Origin of the sequence: Paractinoplanes deccanensis, from assembly GCF_016862115.1 — a bacterium.
Lineage (GTDB): Bacteria > Actinomycetota > Actinomycetes > Mycobacteriales > Micromonosporaceae > Actinoplanes > Actinoplanes deccanensis.
In genome coordinates this window covers 26,426-44,005 of record NZ_BOMI01000064.1, presented here as the reverse complement: position 1 = coordinate 44,005, position 17,580 = coordinate 26,426, and the positions used below count along the sequence as shown (strand labels likewise).

The following is a 17,580-nucleotide window of genomic DNA, read 5'->3' as shown; positions in this document are numbered from 1 at the left end:
GTGCCTGCCCTCGCGCCTTCCTTCGCGGAGTGGCGCTATGAGGAAGTCGCTGCTGCTGTTCGCCGTCGCCGCGATCACGCTCGCCCTGCCCCCGCTGCTGCCGGAGCGCCAGCTCTCCGTATACATCCTGCTCGGCCTGGCCGCGACGGTCACCGCCGGTGTGTCTCTCCTGATGGGCTACGCCGGCCAGGTCTCCCTCGGGCAGGCGGCCTTCTACGCCATCGGCGCCTACGCCGCGGGTCTGCTGGCCGTGCACGGTGCCCCGTCGCTGATCGGCCTCCTGCTCGCCCCCGTGGCCGCCGCGGTGGCCGCCGTCCTGCTAGGCGCGCCGCTGCTGCGGTTGCGCGGGCACCACCTGGCCTTCGCGACGTTGGCCGTGCAGCTGATCCTGTTGTCCCTGCTGGGCCAGGGCACGTGGGCGGGCGGCGCCATCGGCTTGCAGGGCATCCCGCGGTTGTCCCTGTTCGGCGCCGAGCTGCGCGACGACATCGGCTACGCCTACATCGTCTGGGCGGTGCTCGCCGTAGTGCTGCTCATCTCGCGCAACGTCGTGGCCTCCCGCTCCGGCCGAGCCTTGCGCGCCGCCGCCACCAGCGAAACCGCCGCGGCAGCCAGCGGCGTCCCGGTCGGCGGTTACCGGTTGGCGGTGTTCGCGCTGTCCGCCGCCTTCGCCGGCTTGGCCGGGGGCGTGTACGCCTTCTACCTCGGCTACCTGGCGCCGGGCTCGTTCCCGGTGCTGCTCTCCATCGAGTTCGTGGTGATGGCCGTGGTCGGCGGCCTGGGCACGATCGCGGGCCCGCTCGTGGGCGCGGCCGTCATCGTCCTGCTGGTCCAGCTGCTCAACTCGCTGGGCACCCAGCCCGGAATGCCCAGTTACGCCCCCAGCGTCCTGTCGTATGCGGTCTACGCCCTGCTCCTGATAGCGGCCGTCCGCTACATGCCCCAGGGCATCGTGCCTACGGTGCGGCGCTTCTTCCCGCGGTCGTCCACAGCCGGGGCGTCGTCCACAACGCAACCTTCGTCCACGGCTGGGTCGTCGTCCACGGACGGTCCCTTCCGGGCGGGCGGTTCGTCGTCCACAGCCGGGTTTGTCCCTGGGGGTGAGTCGTCTGTGGCTGGGGTGTCGTCCACAGCCGGGTTTGTCCCTGGGGGTGAGTCGTCTGCGGCCGGGACGTCTTCCACAGCCGGACTTGTCTCGAAGGACGGGTCGTCCCCTGCGGCCGGGCCTGAGTCGGCGGACCGCGGGTCATCCGCGGGGCGGCCTGGGGTCGGCAAGGAGCGGTCGTCCACGGAGCGGCCTTCGTCTGCTCCTGATTCGTTGGAGGAACGCGCATGAAGTTTCGCCGTGTTGGTGCCGTGGTTGTGGGGCTTGCCCTTGCGGTGGCGGGGCTGTCCGGACCTGCCCAGGCAGCGGGCGGGGCGGTGTCGTTCGCGGGCCCTGTGGACGGCCACGTCCGTCAAGGGCCCGTCGAGCATGTGGAAGGCGTGCTGCCGTCGGGGGCCACGTACATCTTCGACGTGCCTTCGCCGTGGAACGGGACTGTTCTGCTCTACAGCCACGGCTACACGCCGAAGGGGGCGCCCAACCCGGCGCAGAACGCGCCGAGCCCGGCGGTTCGGGAAGCGCTGCTCGCCGGCGGGTATGCGCTGATCGGGTCGTCGTATGCCGACACGGGATGGGTGCTCGAACAAGCGCTGCCGGACCAGGTTGCCACGCTGGAGGTGTTCGGGCGGCAGTTCGGCAAGGCACGCCGGACGCTCGCGTGGGGAACCTCCCTGGGCGGGATGATCACCACGGGGTTGCTGGAACGGTACCCCGCCCGGTTCGTGGGCGGGCTGGCGATGTGCGGGCTCCAGCAGGGCGGCGTGGCGAACTGGAACAACACGCTGGACCCGCTCTTCGCGCTGCGGACGCTGTTGTTGCCGGGGGCGGACGTGCCCCTCGTACGGCTGGGGGATCAAACGACCGCGACGGCGTCGATCGCAGCGTTGACCGGGGCGCTGCAGGCAGCGCAGGCGACGCCGCTCGGGCGGGCGCGGACGGCTCTGGCGGCGGCGCTGCACAACATTCCGGCCTGGAACGATCCGGCGCTTCCGGAGCCGGCGCCGGGAGATTACGAGACGGCGCAACGGAATCAGGCGCGGGCGCTCGGCACGACGATCTACGTGGGGCTGTCCTGGCGCCAGGAGGCGGAGAGCCGCGCGGGCGGCAACATGTCGTGGAACACCGGCGTGGACTACGCGCGGATGCTGGCCCGGTCGTCGCTGCGCGCGGAAGTGAAGGCGCTGTACGAGGCGGCGGGCGCATCACTCGAGGCCGACCTGAAGACGCTCGCCGAGGAGCCGCGGATCAGCGCGGATCCGCGGGCGGTCGCCTACATCGCGCGGAACCTGTCGTTCACCGGGCGGCTGAGCGACCCCTTGATGACCATCCACACGACCGGGGACGCGCTGGTGCCGGTGCAGGTGCAGAGCGCCTACCGCGAGGCGGTCCGCTCGCCGGCTCTGTTGCGGCAGGCGTTCGTGCACAGGGCGGGCCACTGCACCTTCACGGTGGGCGAGATCCTGGCGGCATTGCGCACGCTCGAAAACCGCGTCGGCAGCGGCCGCTGGTCGGGCACGTCACCGGAGGCGCTGAACGCCCTCGCGGCGTCGCTGGACACGGCCACCCCGGCCTATGTGCATTACAGGCCGGCGCCGTATCCGAGGCCGTTCACGGTGGGCCGCCGATGATTCCGCGGGACACGGTGCGCCTCCTTCTCGGCCGGCGCGCCTCATGCCGTGGTGGCGCGCCGGCCGCGAAGTGGCGTCTGACGGGCTGTCGCCGGTGTGGGCAGAAATGAGGGAACGGGCGGCGACTCTGGATGGCCGTGGAGCCGCGGTCGCCGTAAAGAGGGGTGGTAGGTGGTCGTGGCTGTGGAGGGGTGCGAGCAGCGGTTGCGGCTGTGGAGGGGCCGGTAGGTGGTCGTGGCTGTGGAGGGGCGCGAACAGTGGTTGCGGCTGTGGAGGGTGCGTTGGATGGTCGCGGCTGTGGACGGGTGCGAGCAGCGATCGCGGTTGTGGAGAAAGTGCCTGAGGCGGTCGTGGTTGTGGATGGGCGTGCGAAGGCGGCCCCTGTGGACGGGCGTGGACACGGGGCGTGGGCTGTGGAGGAGTGAGGGGAAGCGGTGGCGGCTGTGGAGGGGACATGGAGCTGAACGGCAAGGTCGCTGTGGTGACCGGCAGTGGGCGCGGGCTGGGGCTGGCGTATGCCAAGGCGCTCGCCCAGGCGGGGGCCGCGGTGGTGGTGAACGACGTCGACAAGGCGGCGGTGGATGCTGCGGTCGATGAGATCCACGGTGCTGGTGGGCGGGCCGCTGGGGTCGTGGCTGCGGTGGGGCCCGCGGAGACGGCCGAGCAGCTTGTGGGGACGGCCGTGCGGGAGTTCGGGCGGCTCGACGTGATGGTGACCAACGCGGGGATCTTGCGCGATCGGGTGCTGTGGAAGATGAGCGATGAAGAATTTGATGCGGTCATCGATGTGCACTTGAGAGGGACATTCACCTGTGCGCGGGCGGCGGCCGTGCGGATGCGGGAGCAGGGTGAGGGCGGGCGGCTGATCCTGGTGTCGTCGCCGGCGGGGCAGCGGGGGAACTTCGGGCAGACGAACTACGCGGCGGCCAAGGCGGGGATCGCGGCGATGGCACGGACGTGGGCGATGGAGCTCGCGCGGGCCGGGATCACGGTGAACGCGGTGGTGCCGGTGGCGGCTACGGAGATGACTAAAACTATTCCCGCGTTCGCGCCGTTGTTGGAAAGTGATGCACCGCTGCCGGCTTGGGTGCGCCGGGACGAAGGCATGGGCACGGTGGAGGACGTCGCGGGTCTCGTCGTGTTCCTGGCCTCGGACGCGTCGCGCGACATCACGGGGCAGGCGATCGGGATCGGCGGGGACCGGCTGGCGTTGTGGGCGCACCCCCAGGAGAAGACTGTCGCGTTCGCCGAGGGTGGCTGGACCGCCGACGCCATCGCCGCCCACGACTTCGGAGAGTGGGAGACCTACGGGATTCCGGCGCCGAGACCACCGGAAGGGGCGTGAGCGGCGCCGGCGGTGACGGCGGCGCGGTGCCGGGTGCTTGAGACGGGTGTCGCAGCAAGGCGGGTGGGTCTGGACTTCCGGGTGGCGGATCGGCTCAGAATCCACGAGTACTGGTGGCTGAGGGATGAGGGGAACGCGGGATGATCACGGTTGATGGGATCGAGGAGCTCAAGACCCTGGGTGGCAGGGAGCTTGGCCACAGCCAATGGCTCGAGGTCACTCAGGAGAGGGTCAACCAGTTCGCCGAGGCGACCGGGGACCATCAGTGGATTCATGTGGACGTCGAGAAGGCCGAGGCCGGGCCGTTCGGTGGGCCGATCGCGCATGGGTATCTGACGCTGGCGCTGGTGATTCCGCTCTTCGCGGAGTTGCTGGAAGTGCGCGGGGTGTCGATGGGTATCAATTACGGGCTGGACAAGGTGCGGTTCCCGTCGCCGGTCAAGGTGGGGTCCAAGGTGCGGCTCGCGGCGACCGTTGCCGAGGTGACGCCGGTCGGTGGTGGGGGAGCTCAGGTGAAACTGGACTTCACCGTCGAGATCGACGGCGGTGAGAAGCCCGCCTGCGTTGCCCGGCCCATCTATCGCTACTACCCCTGATGTCATGAACAGGGGACTCGGCTCGTGGCCGGCCCGCCGTGCGGCCATCTCGCCGGATCGGGTCGCTCTGGTCTTCGGCGACGATTCGTGGACGTACGCCGAATTGCGCGACCGGGTCACCCGGCTGGCCCACCGGCTGCGGGCGGAAGGGGTCGGCCGGGGCGACCGGGTCGCCTACCTGGGGCCGAACCATCCGGCGCTCGTCGAGACCCTGTTCGCCACGCATCTGCTGGGTGGGGTGTTCGTGCCGCTCAATTTCCGGCTCACAGCGCCGGAAGTGCGCTATCAGCTCGGCCATTCCGGGGCGCGGGTGCTCATCCGCGACCCGGAATGCGCCGAGGCAAAGGCGCCGACGACGATCCCGGTGACCGCGCTGACCGAGACAAGCGCGGAAACGGGGCCGCCGATCGAGGTCGAGGTCGGGTTGGACGATCCGGCGTTCCTGCTCTACACGTCGGGCACGACGGGGCGGCCCAAAGGGGCGATCCTGACCCACGGGAACGTCGTGTGGAACACGTACAACCTGCTCGTGGGTGTCGATGTGGCGGGCGACGAGGTGACGTTGATCGGGGCGCCGCTGTTTCACGTGGCGGCGCTGAACCAATGTCTGCTGCCGACCGTGCTCAAGGGTGGCCGGTCGGTCATCATGCCGTCGTGGAACGTCGATCAGGCGCTCGATCTCATCGAGAGACACCGGGTCACGTGGATGTTCGGGGTGGCGGCGATGTTCGCGGCGCTCGCGCGGTCACCGCGGTGGGCGTCCACGGATCTGTCGTCGCTGCGGTGCGTGATGAGCGGGGGTGCCGCCGTTCCGCCGGCGCTGATCCGGGCCTATCAGGAACGGGGGCTGACGTTCTGCCAGGGCTACGGGATGACCGAGACGGCGCCCGGCGCGACGTTCCTGGAAGCGCGGGAAAGCCTGAGCCACGTCGGCTCCGCGGGGGTTCCGGTCTTTTTCACCGACGTACGGTGCGTGCGGCCCGACCTCACCGACGCGGCGCCCGGGGAACCGGGTGAGGTGCTGGTGCGCGGGCCCAATGTGACGCCCGGTTATTGGGAGGATCCGGCGGCCACCGCGGACGCCTTCGCCGACGGCTGGCTTCGCACCGGCGACATCGCGGCGGTCGGCGAGGACGGCCATTTCCGGATCCTCGACCGGCTCAAGGACATGTACATCTCGGGCGGCGAGAACGTGTATCCGGCGGAGGTGGAGGCAGCGCTCTTCACCCATCCCGGGGTGGCGGAAGTGGCGGTGATCGGGGTGCCGGACGAGAAATGGGGCGAGGCCGGGCGTGCCTTCATCGTCCCGGCGGCCGGGCACCGGCCGACCGCCGGGGAGTTGCGCGAGCATCTCGCGGGGCGGCTCGCCAAATACAAGATCCCGGCCCATTTCACGATCGTCGACGACCTGCCGAAGACGGGCTCGAACAAGGTGCGCAAGGCCGATCTGCGGAGCAGGCCGCTGTAATTCCGTTGCCGCCGCTCCTGCCGGCTTCTAGCATCGACATCACCACGAATCAGGGAGAGAAAATCAGGGAGAGAAAAGATGTCGCTGCACAGTCTGTCCGGTAGCGGATAACGGTGGCGCAGCACGTAAGGCCGGCAATTGCCGACGCCGCCGCCCACCGCAGGGACGGCGGTTTTTTTGCGGTTGTAGCTCAGCGGAAGAGCGCCACCTTGCCATGGTGGAGGCCGCCGGTTCGATCCCGGCCTGCCGCTCGCAGGAAAAGCACCAAGCCCGGGTAGCCCAACGGCAGAGGCACGCCGCTCAGGACGGCGCCAGTGCGCGTTCGAATCGCGCTCCGGGTACGCACCATCAGGGAGAGCTGGCCGAGTCAGGATGAAGGCAGCGGACCGCGGCCCTCCCATGCGGCAATGGTTTCGCGGCGCGGCAGCGGTGCGCGTCCCGCGGCGGACGGCTCTCCCGCTACCTCGCCCGGGAGTAGCACGGCGCCGCCGTACCCCCGCAGAGGTACGGCGGCGAGCGTCAGAGCGTCAGGCCGTGCCCGTACGGGAACAGCGGGTCCTCGGTGTCGTTGGGCACGTCCTCGCGGGACGCGGCGACGGCCTCCATCGAGCGCGGCAGCTCGAACGGCAGCGTGCCCGTGGGCCTGACGCGGCCGAAGAGGATGTCGAGCAGCGCCTCGTCGGACGCGCCGAAGCTGCCGGTGAGGGCGGCCGCCCGCGCGGCCAGCGGCGTGAGCACCGCGGGCCGGTCGAGCAGCACGTCCACCACCGTCGGCACCGCCGCGGCGATCTCTTCGACGGGCGCGAGCTCGGCCGGGGTGTAGTCGAGGCGGCCGGCGTGGAAGAACGACTCGAAGCCCGTGGTGCGCGTGGTGTCGTACGGCGCGCTCCGCCGCACGATCGCCACGTCCGCCTCGGCGACGGACGTGACCACCTTGGCGTAGCGCCCGGCCACGTCGGCGTCCACGCCGTCCAGGTAGACCTTGATGCCCTCGGCGAGCGGCAGCACCGACGACTGGAGCACCACGATCGAGCGGCGCTGCGCCTCCAGGCCCGCCGCCACGTACGCCGGCCGGCCGATCTCCTGCGCGGCGTCCGGTGCGGACACGGTGCGGCGGTCGTCGAACAGGCCCAGGCGGAACTTGTCCCGCAGGATCCGGCGGGCCGACGCGTCGATGCGGGACTCGGGCACGCGGCCCCGCGAGACCAGCTCGACGATCAGCTCGGGGCAGTGCTCGCCGCCCAGCTGGTCGGCGCCGGCCTCGATGATGCGGTGGACCCGGTCGAGGCGGGACAGGCTCTCCACGCCCCAGGCGCGCGCCGGCATCGGGGCGCCGAACACGTCGTCCGCGTCGGTGACCAGGCCCCAGTCGGTGCAGACCACACCGTCGAAGCCGTACCTTCCGCGCAGCAGCCCCTCGATGATGCCCTTGTTGAAGCCGAAACCCACTTCCTCGTACGAGGTGCCGATCGGCATCCCGTAGTACGGCATGATCTGGGCCGCGCCCGCCTCGAAGGCCGCCTCGAACACCTTGAGGTGCTCGTCGAAGCGCCCGCCCGGGTAGACCTGCTCCCGCCCGTACGGGAAGTGCGCGTCCTCGCCGTTCATCTGCGGCCCGGCGCCGGGGAAGTGCTTGACCATCGTGGCCACGCTGTCCGGGCCGAGCTCCGGTCCCTGGAAGCCCTCGACGTACGCGCGGAGCAGGTCGGCGACCATGGCAGGGTCCGAGCCGAGCGTGCCACTGGTGCGCGCCCACCGCGGCTCGGTGGCGAGGTCGGCCATCGGGTGCAGGGCCACCCGGATGCCCGCCGCCAGGTACTCGCGCCGCGCGATGTCCGCGAACTCCCGTACCAGATCGGGGTCTTTGGTGGCGCCCAGGCCGATCGGCTCCGGCCAGACCGAGAAGCCGCCCGCGGCCGCCGACGTCGCCGGGTTGTCGAGGAAACCGTGCCGCGGGTCGGTCGAGACGGTGACCGGGATGCCCAGGCGGGTGTCGGCCGCGACCTCTTGGATCCGGTTGTGCCACTCGGCGATCGCGGCGGGAGCGACCGGGCCCATCGTCAGGATGTTGACGTGGTTGATCAGCTTGTCCTCGACGAGCCACCGGGTCGACGGGAACATGCCGCCTGCGCCGTCCGGCTCGAAGAGCGTGCCGTCCGCGTTCACGGCCGCCATCGTGTGGAACATCAGGCCGGCCTTCTCGGCGAGCGTCATCCGCCCGATCAGATCGGTGATCCGGTCCTCGATCGGCAGGGCGGGGTTCTGGTACGGGTACATGGGAGCCTCCGTGAGGATGGGTCAGCGGGCGCCGCGGACCATGCGGACCAGCAGGGAGCCGACGATGGCCACGATCGCGCCGGCGAGGAAGAGCGCGCCGTAGTTCTCGCCGCCGGAGCCGATCGCGAGGATCGGGGCGGCCAGGATCGGCACGAGCGACTGCGGGAGGGCGTTCGCGATGTTCAGCACGCCCATGTCCTTGGCGGCGTCGTCCGGGTTGGGCAGCACCTCGGTGGCGAGGGCCAGGTCGACGGCGAGGTAGAGGCCCTCGCCGACGCCGAAGATCAGCGCGGCGACGAGGAACAGGCCGAAGTTGTGGCTGACCGCGATGACCAGCAGGGAGACGGCGATGACCAGGCCGGCCGCGAGGACGTACGGCTTGCGGTTGCCGCTGCGGTCGGAGAGCCAGCCGCCGATCGTCGAGCCCGCGACCATGCCGGCCGTGGTGATCAGGGTGGCGATGAGCACCGCGGTCGCGACGTTGTCGGTGGTGTAGCCGAAGCGGTCGATCAGCAGGTAGCTCTGGTACGTCGTGACGCTGGCCAGGCCCATCCAGATGAGGAAGCGGCTGAGCAGGTTCCAGGAGAAGTCGGGATGCCGGCGCGGGTTGACGTAGAAGGTGCGCAGGAACTCGCGGAAGTCGTACTTCTCGTGCTGCCCGGCGACGGCGGGGCGGTCCTTGAGGATCGAGACGAGCAGCAGCACCGTGAGGGTGCCGGCGATCGCGGGCACCATGAACATCGAGAAGGTGTGCCCGGACAGCACGGCCGCCAGGGCGGTGCCGGCCAGGATCGCGATCGAGGTCATCAGGCCGAGGATGCCGCCGACGCGGCCGCGCTGATGGGCGGGCACCTGGTCGGGCAGCAGCGCGGTCAGGGTGGCGAGGGTGGCGTTGACGCCGAGCTGGGTGACCGCCCAGCCGAAGGTGAGGACCGGGATCGTGCTGCCGGTCGCGACGATCGTGAGACCGATCAGGCCGGCGATCATGCCGCCGATCAGCCACGGGCGGCGGCGGCCGAAGCGCGACCGGGTGCGGTCGGACATCGCGCCGAAGAAGGGGTTGCCGATGAGCGCGAGCAGCGCGCCCACCGAGAGGACGGCGCTCAGCGCGGAGGCCTTGTCGTCCGGGGCGATCTGCGCCACGCGGATGGAGAGGGTGACCACGACCGGAGTCATGATCGTCAGGTAGGCGCCGAACTGCGCGAGGGCCATCGAGACGATCAGCCGCTTCGGGGCGTCCGGGGGAGTGATCTTCAGGGGTGTGACCTTCAGGGGAACACCGCTGATCGGGTTGACGGGGTCGATCATCTGGTCGTTCAGCGACGGGTCGGCGGTCTGAAGTCCGGCGGCCGGTGGCAACTTCGCAAGGCGAGGATCGATGTCGGTCATCGCAACCTCCTTGGGTACGCAAGGAACGGGGGACAGGTACCTTGCCGGGCCCGGCTCGTTACCACCTGATCTCTCGAAGGTAATGAGCCGGTTAACACCAATCCAGAGGGTGATCGGCCGTTCGGAGGCTCTGATTCGTCTTCTTCCTCGGTTATTTCTGAGGTGATGGGCGATGTGGGCGGCAGGTGTCGTGGGTCACTGCCGGGTTAACCGAGAAAACCATCAAAACCCGGGGGTACGCTTCGCCGATGACGACCCGCCCCGCGGGGATCACCGGGCGCGACCTGGTGCTCGCCACCGTCCGCGATGCCGGCCCGATCAGCCGCACCGACCTGACCCGCCGCACGGGCATGGCCCGCGAGACGGTGAACGGGCTGCTCACCAAGCTTCTCGCCAATGGGTCGCTGGCCGAGTCCGATCCGGTTGCCGCCGGGCATCAGGGCCGGCCGGCGCGGCTGCTGTCGTTGGGGCCGGAGGCCGGCTACGTGGTGGGGGCGGTCCTCGACTCCGCGGGCGTTGCCGAGACGGGCCGGGCGGCGGCGCGGGTGGCCGTTTCCGGTCTCACGGGCGAGATCGAGGTGGAGCGGAGCCGCCCGCTGCACGGGGTCACGCCCGCCGAGATCCTGGACGAGTTCGCCGCGCTGATCACCGAGTGCGTGCCGGCGGGCCGGCGCGTCTGGCACACGGTGATCGGCCTGCCCGCGCCGGTCGCGGACGGCGTGGTGCACACGAGCAGCGTGCTGCCCGGGTGGGCCGGGTTCGCGGCGGGCGCCGAGCTGAGGCGCCGGCTCGGGCACGGCGTGACGGTGGTGAACGACGCCAACCTGAGCCTGCTCGGCGAGGTCACCCACGGGGTCGCGCGCGGCTACCGCGACGTCTGCTACCTGCGGATCGCCTCGGGCATCGGCTGCGGCCTGCTGCTCGACGGCGAGCTGCACCGGGGCGCGAACGGCGTGGCCGGCGAGATCGGGCACGTGCAGGTCGACGAGACGGGCGCCCTGTGCCGCTGCGGCAACCGGGGCTGTCTCGAGACGATCGCGGCGCCGCGCGAGCTGCTGGGCGCGCTGTCGGCCGGCTACGGCGAGCCGGTGAGCGCGGAGCGCGCCCTCGAACTGGCCGAACACGAGGCGATCGCCCAGCGCGTGCTGGCCGACGCGGGCCGCATGATCGGCCGGGTCGTGGCCGACCTGGCCAACACGATCAACCCGGCCCTGGTCGTCGTGGACGGCCCCCTGATCACCGAGGGCGGCCCGATCGTGGCGGGCGTGCGAGAGTCCCTCCTGCGGTACGCGCAGCCGGCCGTCGCCGAACGCACCGCGATCCACGCGGGGACGCTGGCCGGCCGGTCGGCGCTCCTGGGCGCGGTGGCGGCGGCGCTGAGCCGCTTGCCGGGGGCCGCGCCGCTGAGCCGTCTGATGGCCGCACACCCGAGCGGGGTGGGGGTGTCGGCCTCGGGCGCTGCCGCCGCCGCGCCGTCGTCCGCCAGGCCGGGGGCCGGTGCGCTGCCGCCCGCCGCGCCGACGCCGACCACGCCGCCGGCCGCCGCGTCTCACCGTCCGTTCGCCGCTCAGCCGGTTGTTTCACATGAAACCGAAAAAACGGAAATGTCCGGCAGTGGGAGGGCGGGCCCGGGGCGTGGCGTCGCACGCCAGGACGGTGCGGGCGAGGGCGTAACCGCAGAGCGCGTCGCGGGAGAGCCCGCTGCGGGGCCTGGTGGCGCTGGGTGGGATGCGGGGGTGCTGGGTGGTGCGAGCGCCGGGGCCGTGCAGCGGGCGGGGGCGGTCGAGGTGGGGGAGGAGCGGGGCGGCTCGCCGCGGCGGCGGGAGCGGGTGGCGCGGCGGGAGCGGATCGCGGAGTTGCTGCGGACGCATGGGGCGCTCGCGCGCAGCGACGTGGTGCGGCTGACGAAGCTGCCCCGGGCGGCCGTGGTGGAGCTGCTGGACGAGATGTGCCGGGAAGGGATGGTGGAAGCCTGCGACGCGCCGGTCGAGCAGGGGCGGCCGGGACGGCCGTCGCCCGGCTTCCGGCTGGTCACGCCGGCCGAGCTGCTCGCGGCGGCGGCGATCTCCGCGTACGGGATCAGGGTGATCGTGGCCGACGGGGCGGGGCGGGTGCTGCATCAGGCGGCCCATCCGGTGCCGATGACGGTGAGCGGTGAGGCGCCCGTGCGGCTCGCCGGGGAGCTGATCGCGTCCCTGCTCGCCGGCAACGGTCACGCGCCCGGCGACCTGCGTGAGGTGGCGCTGAGCGTGCCCGCGCCGGTCGATCCGGTCACCGGGCGGTTCGGGACGCCGGGGATCCTGCCGATGTTCTCGGGGTTCGCGCCGGCCGAGGTGATCACCGAGGTGCTGGGCGTGCCGTGCCGGGTGGAGAACAACGCCGACCTGGCCGCCCTCGCCGAGGTGCGGCGCGGTGCCGCCCAGGGCGCCCTGGACGTTCTCTACCTGCGCGCCGACCAGTACACCGGCGCCGGGATCGTGGCCGGCGGCCGCATGTACCGGGGCGCGCTCGGCTACGCCGGTGAGGTCGGCCACCTCAACGTGCGCGAGGTCGGCCCGCTCTGCGTCTGCGGCAGCCGCGGATGCCTGTCGACGTTCCTGTCACCGGCGTCGTTCGGCGCGGTGCTCGACGCGGCGCCGTTCATCCGCGAGTCCGAGGATCCCCAGCAGCGGCTGATGAAGCTGGCCGCCGGCGGTCACCGGCCGGCCCAGCGGGCCCTGCTCGACGCCGGCCGGCTGATCGGGCGCTCCATCGCCCCGCTCACCAACATGCTCAACCCGGCCGTGGTGGTGGTCGGCGGCAAGTACGGCGAGGCGGGCCCGCACGTCGAGGAGGGCATCCGGGAGTCGCTGATGCGCCACTGCACCCCGGCGGTGACGGCCGGTCTCAGCGTGGTGAGCACCGCCCTGCGCGCCGACGCCGAGGTGCTGGGCGCCATCGAGTCGCTGCTGCCGCACCCGGTGGTCAGCTAGGCCGGTCGGAGCGCGCCGTGCCGAGGACGCGGAGGGCTTGCTCCCGGGCCCGGGCCGCGGCCGTACGGTCACCCGCGCGCTGGTGGAAGCGGGCCAGCTCCATCCAGCCGCCCGCCGCGCCGTACGCGTTGTGCCATCTCTTGTTGATCTCGATGTGCTCCTCGAAGAGCCGCCGCGCCTCGTCGAGCCCGCCCGGCCGGTAGGCGTGGTCCCAGGCGAGCCGGTTGAGCCGCAGCAGCCCCCGCCCGACCACGTGGTGCAGGTAGCTCGTCCAGCGGCGGTCGTCCGTGGCCGCCAGCGCGTCGGTCGCCAGCGCCAGCGAATCGGCCAGGTGGAAGCGGACGTCCTGCTGGTACGGCGCCAGCGCCCACACGAAGCCCGGCAGGTGACCGGGACGCTCGGCGCGGCACAGCTCCAGCAGCGCCGTGATGTTGTCGTACTCCAGGTCGAGCCAGCCGATCGCCGCCGCCGCGTCCGCGAAGCGCACCGGGCCGACGCCGGGTGGCGCGTCGCCGACCATCACCGGCCGCCGGAACGGGTGCTGCGCCCGCGCCGCGTTCCCCGCGGAGTGCAGGGCGAAGTCGAGGAGCCTGGTCACCGCGGCGGCCCGGTCCTCCGCCGGGTCGACCCGTCCCGCCGTCTCCCTCGCGTACGCCCGCACGAGGTCGTGCAGCACGAAGCGCCCCGGCCGGTGCTCGGCGAGCAGGTGGTCGTCGGCGAGCCGGCGCAGCAGCGCGCGGGCGACGGCCACCTCGGTGCCCGCCAGGGCGGCCGCCGCCGCGATGCTCAGGTCGGGGCCCGGGTGCAGCGCGATCAGCCGGAACATGCGCGCCGCCAACGGCTCCAGCCGGCGGTACGACCACGAGAAGACCGCCCGCAGATCGTGCTTCACGCCGGCCACCGCGAAGCCGTCGAGCCCGTCGGCGTACGCCAGCTCCGCGTCGATCTCGGCGAGCGGGAACGCGCCCCGCGCGCAGACCAGCGCGAGCGCCAGCGGCAGGCCGCCGCAGCGCTCCACGATCGCGTCGCGCGCCCGCGGGTCCGCGTCGACCACCTCGTCGCCGAGCCGACGCCGCAGGTAGGCCACGGACTCCGCCGGCCGGAAGGCGTCCAGCCGCAGCGGATGGGCGCCGTCGGTGACCACCAGGTCGATGAGGTGGCTGCGGCTGGTCACCACGACCGCGCAGCCGGGGTTGCCGGGCAGCAGCGGCCGCACCTGGTCGGAGTCGCGGGCGTTGTCGAGCACCACCAGCATCCGCCGCGCGGCCAGCACGCTGCGGAACAGCGCGGTCCGCTCCGGCGTCGACGGCGGGATCCGCTGATCCGGCACGCCGAGCGCGCCGAGGAACGCCGCGAGCACGTCACCCGGATCGGCGGCCGCGTCCTCCGGCCCGAAGCCCCGCAGGTCGACGTGGAGCTGCCCGTCGGGGTAGCGCTCGGCCGCCCGGTGCGCCCAGCGCAGCGCCAGGGTGGTCTTGCCGACGCCGCCCGTGCCGCTGATGACGACCAGCGCGGGCGTGTGCCGGTCGAGGCGGCGCAGCTCGCTTGCCCGCCCGGCGAAGACCGGCGCGGCGCGGGGCAGCTGCGCCGGGCGGATCGGGCTCGGTGCGGGCCGCACGGCGGCCTCCAGCACCTCGGCGCGCTGCTCGCGGATGGCCTGCTCGAGCGCCGCCAGCGCCGGATCGGGGTCGAGGCCCAGCTCGTCGGCGACGACCCGGCGGTGCTCGCCGAGCGCGGCCAGCGCGTCGCCGGAGCGGCTGGCCGCCCACAGCGCGAGCGCGAGCAGCCGCCACGGCTCGCCGCGCAGCGGGTCGTCGGCGGTCAGCGCCCGCGCCGCCGGGATCGCCTCGTCGGCGCGGTCGAGCCGCAGCAGCGCGGCCACCACGCGCTCGCGGGCCGTGTGGTGCAGCTCGGTGAGGCGGGCGACCTCGGCCGCGGCCCACTCGTGGTCGGCGAACTGCTCGTACGGGCGGCCGCGCCACAGCTCCAGCGCGGCCCGCAGCCGGTCGAGCGCCCCGGCCGGCGGGAGCCCGTCGGCGGCCCGCACGCCCTGCTCGAAGCGGCCGGCGTCGAGCGCGCCGGCGGGCAGCCGCAGCGCGTAGCCGGGGGCCTCGCTCACCAGCAGCTCGGCGGCCCCGCGCGGCGGCCGGTGCGGCTCGAGCGAGCGGCGCAGCCGGGACACGTGGGACTGGAGCACCGCCGCGGCCCCGGCGGGCGGCGCGGCACCCCACAGCCGGTCGATGAGCCGGTCGGCGGCGACCGGACGGCCGTGGGCGGCGGCCAGCATCGCCAGGACGGCGAGCGCCTGGTTGCCGCGGACGGTGACCGGCTCGCCGTCCAGCAGGATCGTCACCGGACCGAGCACCCGGACCTCGATCATCCGGCGATCCTATGTGCTCGGTCACGCGTGGTGAACTGCCGAGACGGTCGGGAAGGCGACTGGGCGGCCGGTCCCGCCGGGTCACCAGGGCTGCGGCTCCCGCAGCCGGGACACCTGCCGCTGGTACTGCCGGCGGCCGATCAGCCACCAGCCGAGCCGGTCGGCCGGCGGCACCTTGGCCAGGAAGTGGCGGCGCTCGTCCGGCCCGGCCTCCTCCAGGATCGCGCCGAGCGTGGTGGTGCCCAGCGCCCGCCGGCCGACCCCGTCCCACTCGGCGGCGCTCAGGTGCTCGGCGACCAGCGGAAGGATCAGCTCCTCCTCGTCGTCCAGGTGCTCGACGAGCAGCGCCCGGTGCTCCGTCAGATGCTCGGCCAGCTCGTCGCGCACGTGCCCGGCCGCCGCCAGCTCCCAGCGGGGGAGCAGGTCGCCGATCGTGAGCAGGCTCTTCTCCAGCCGGCCGTGCTGGTCCTCCATGCGCTGCACGAGCTCGTCGTAGAGCCGGGCCCGCTCGCGCAGCAGCGGCCAGACCAGCTCGTCCTCGACCCGGTGGTGGCAGAGCAGCCCGCCGGTGTAGCCGCGCACCGCGCCGGCGACCTGGGCGGCCCGCGCGGTGTCGCCGGGCCGGCATCCGGTCACGAAGCGTGACAGCAGCGCGGCCTCCCGCCGGAACACCCGGTGGATGACCACGAGCTCCTGGGTATGCGGCTCGGTCCTCACCGGCGCAGTCTCGATCATGTCACTTGCCCGCCACTTGACGACCCTCAACTCGGGGTGGCCACCTGCCGATGCGGAGGGGGATGTGAACCCCTCGCTACGGAAGGCGACCATGACCACCGACACGAACACCCGATTGGCGGGGCCCACCCCCGCGCCACCGGAGCAGCGCGGCTCCGGGCGCTGGTGGGCCTTGGTCGTGCTCGCCATGGCCCAGTTGATGGTGGTGCTGGACGCCACCATCGTGAACATCGCGCTGCCCACCGCGCAGGCCGACCTCGCGTTCTCCGACGCGGACCGGCAGTGGGTCGTCACCGCGTACGCCCTGGCCTTCGGCAGCCTGCTGCTGCTCGGCGGCCGCCTGTCCGACTTCTTCGGCCGCAAGCGGATGTTCCTCATCGGCCTTGTCGGCTTCGCGCTGGCGTCGGCGCTGGGCGGCGCGGCCAACGGCCTCGAGCTGCTGATCGTCGCCCGCGCGCTGCAGGGTGCCTTCGGCGCGCTGCTCGCCCCGGCGGCCCTGTCGCTGCTGTCGACGACGTTCACCGAGCCCGCCGAGCGCGGCAAGGCGTTCGGCATCTTCGGCGCGATCTCCGGCGCCGGCGGCGCGGTCGGCCTGCTCCTCGGCGGCGTCCTGACCGAGTACGCGTCGTGGCGCTGGTGCCTCTACGTCAACCTGGTGATCGCCGCGATCGCCGTGGTGGGCGCCCTGCTCAAGCTCGAGGACGAGCCGGTCGACGGCAAGGCGAAGATCGACATCCCGGGCGTCGTAGCGGTCGTCGTCGGCCTCGTCGGCCTGGTCTACGGCCTCGGCAAGGCGGAGACGGACGGCTGGACGGCCGCCGCCACGCTGATCCCGATCATCGTCGGCGTGGTCTTCCTGATCGCCTTCGTGCTGATCGAGCGCCGGGTGGCGCAGCCGCTGCTGCCGCTGCGCGTGGTGCTCGACCGCAACCGCGGCGGCTCGTACGCGGCCATCGGCATCGCCGGCGCCGGCATGTTCGGTATCTTCCTGTTCCTCACCTACTACCTGACCACGGTGCTCGGCTTCACCCCGGTGCAGACCGGCCTCGCGTTCCTGCCGATGCTCGCCTGCATCATGCTGTCGGCGACCACGGCCGGCTCGATCCTCACCCCGAAGGTCGGCCCGCGCCCGCTGGTCCCGGCCGGCGCCCTGATCGCCGCGGTCGGCATGGCCTACCTGACCCGCCTCGAGCTCGACTCGACGTACGCCGGCGGCGTCCTGCCCGGCCTGCTCATCATCGGCCTCGGCCTGGGCCTGGTCTTCGCGCCGACCCAGAACGCCGCCACCAGCGGCGTGCAGCACCACGACGCGGGCGTCGCCTCGGCGATGATCAACACGGTGCAGCAGATCGGCGGCTCGATCGGCACCGCGCTGCTCAGCTCGTTCGCCGCGACCGCCGCGACGAACTACGCGAAGTCGCACGCGGCGTCGGCCACCCTGGCGGCCGAGGCGTCCCTGCAGAGCTACCACACGGTGTTCTGGTGGTCGTGCGGGTTCTTCCTGGTCTGCGCGGTCGTGTCGGCGCTGCTGTTCCGCAGCGGCCCGCTCGACGTCGACCCGGACGCGCCCCGCGCCATGGCGCACTGAGACTCCACCGAAGACAGTCCCGGCCTCGCTCTGGCGAGGCCGGGGCATTTCGCTTGCTTGATCATCTTTGGCCCGCGGTGGCCGGGTGATCCCGAGT

At 72.5% G+C, this 17,580-nt stretch carries 11 protein-coding genes and 2 tRNA genes; 9 read left to right on the top strand and 4 right to left on the bottom strand.

What is annotated here, in order from left to right; translation table 11 throughout:
* The first annotated feature begins 37 nt into the window (after positions 1 to 37).
* The 7 genes from Ade02nite_RS16850 (at position 38) to Ade02nite_RS16820 (ending at position 6,483) form a co-directional block, all read left to right on the top strand.
* The gene (locus Ade02nite_RS16850) at positions 38 to 1,336 is read left to right on the top strand and encodes a branched-chain amino acid ABC transporter permease (RefSeq protein WP_239168819.1); all 1,299 of its coding nucleotides are present in this window, start codon (positions 38 to 40) and stop codon (positions 1,334 to 1,336) included.
* On the top strand, positions 1,333 to 2,733 hold the full coding sequence (locus Ade02nite_RS16845) for an alpha/beta hydrolase (protein ID WP_203763509.1): 1,401 nt from the start codon (positions 1,333 to 1,335) through the stop codon (positions 2,731 to 2,733). Before Ade02nite_RS16850 ends, Ade02nite_RS16845 begins: the two co-directional genes overlap by 4 nt.
* Before the next feature lie 454 nt (positions 2,734 to 3,187).
* Complete coding sequence (locus Ade02nite_RS16840) at positions 3,188 to 4,078, top strand: SDR family oxidoreductase (RefSeq protein ID WP_203763507.1); 891 nt, start codon at positions 3,188 to 3,190, stop codon at positions 4,076 to 4,078.
* 140 nt (positions 4,079 to 4,218) lie between these two features.
* Positions 4,219 to 4,674 carry a MaoC family dehydratase gene (locus Ade02nite_RS16835; protein WP_203763504.1) on the top strand — a complete coding sequence of 152 codons (456 nt, stop codon included), beginning with the start codon at positions 4,219 to 4,221 and terminating at the stop codon, positions 4,672 to 4,674.
* A 4-nt stretch (positions 4,675 to 4,678) separates the two neighbouring features.
* Entirely contained in the window at positions 4,679 to 6,142 is a 1,464-nt protein-coding gene (locus tag Ade02nite_RS16830) for an acyl-CoA synthetase (RefSeq protein ID WP_203763501.1), read from the top strand.
* A gap of 179 nt (positions 6,143 to 6,321) precedes the next feature.
* Positions 6,322 to 6,393: transfer RNA gene (locus Ade02nite_RS16825), tRNA-Gly, on the top strand.
* 17 nt (positions 6,394 to 6,410) lie between these two features.
* Positions 6,411 to 6,483, top strand: a tRNA-Leu gene (locus tag Ade02nite_RS16820).
* Positions 6,484 to 6,661: 178 nt separating this feature from the next.
* Here the strand turns inward: Ade02nite_RS16820 and Ade02nite_RS16815 are convergent.
* Together Ade02nite_RS16815 and Ade02nite_RS16810 are read right to left on the bottom strand one after the other, a co-directional pair.
* Entirely contained in the window at positions 6,662 to 8,419 is a 1,758-nt protein-coding gene (locus tag Ade02nite_RS16815) for a glycoside hydrolase family 3 protein (RefSeq protein ID WP_203763499.1), read from the bottom strand.
* Positions 8,420 to 8,440: 21 nt separating this feature from the next.
* A complete protein-coding gene (locus tag Ade02nite_RS16810) occupies positions 8,441 to 9,808 on the bottom strand; it encodes an MFS transporter (protein ID WP_239168818.1) in 1,368 nt (455 codons plus the stop codon).
* Between the two features lie 248 nt (positions 9,809 to 10,056).
* Between Ade02nite_RS16810 and Ade02nite_RS16805 the strand changes: the two genes are divergently transcribed.
* Positions 10,057 to 12,780: an ROK family protein gene (locus Ade02nite_RS16805; RefSeq protein WP_203763496.1), complete on the top strand. Its 2,724-nt coding sequence runs from the start codon at positions 10,057 to 10,059 to the stop codon at positions 12,778 to 12,780.
* Here Ade02nite_RS16805 and Ade02nite_RS16800 read toward each other — a convergent pair.
* Positions 12,773 to 15,160: an AfsR/SARP family transcriptional regulator gene (locus Ade02nite_RS16800; RefSeq protein ID WP_203763493.1), complete on the bottom strand. Its 2,388-nt coding sequence runs from the start codon at positions 15,158 to 15,160 to the stop codon at positions 12,773 to 12,775. The genes Ade02nite_RS16805 and Ade02nite_RS16800 overlap by 8 nt on opposite strands.
* Positions 15,161 to 15,241: 81 nt before the next feature.
* Positions 15,242 to 15,877, bottom strand: coding sequence for a hemerythrin domain-containing protein (locus Ade02nite_RS16795; RefSeq protein ID WP_203763490.1), 636 nt, complete (start codon positions 15,875 to 15,877; stop codon positions 15,242 to 15,244).
* A gap of 109 nt (positions 15,878 to 15,986) precedes the next feature.
* Here Ade02nite_RS16795 and Ade02nite_RS16790 point away from each other — a divergent pair, with 109 nt between their 5' ends.
* Positions 15,987 to 17,483 (top strand): MFS transporter, encoded by a 1,497-nt coding sequence (locus Ade02nite_RS16790; protein WP_203763487.1) that lies wholly within the window; start codon positions 15,987 to 15,989, stop codon positions 17,481 to 17,483.
* Positions 17,484 to 17,580: the final 97 nt, after the last annotated feature.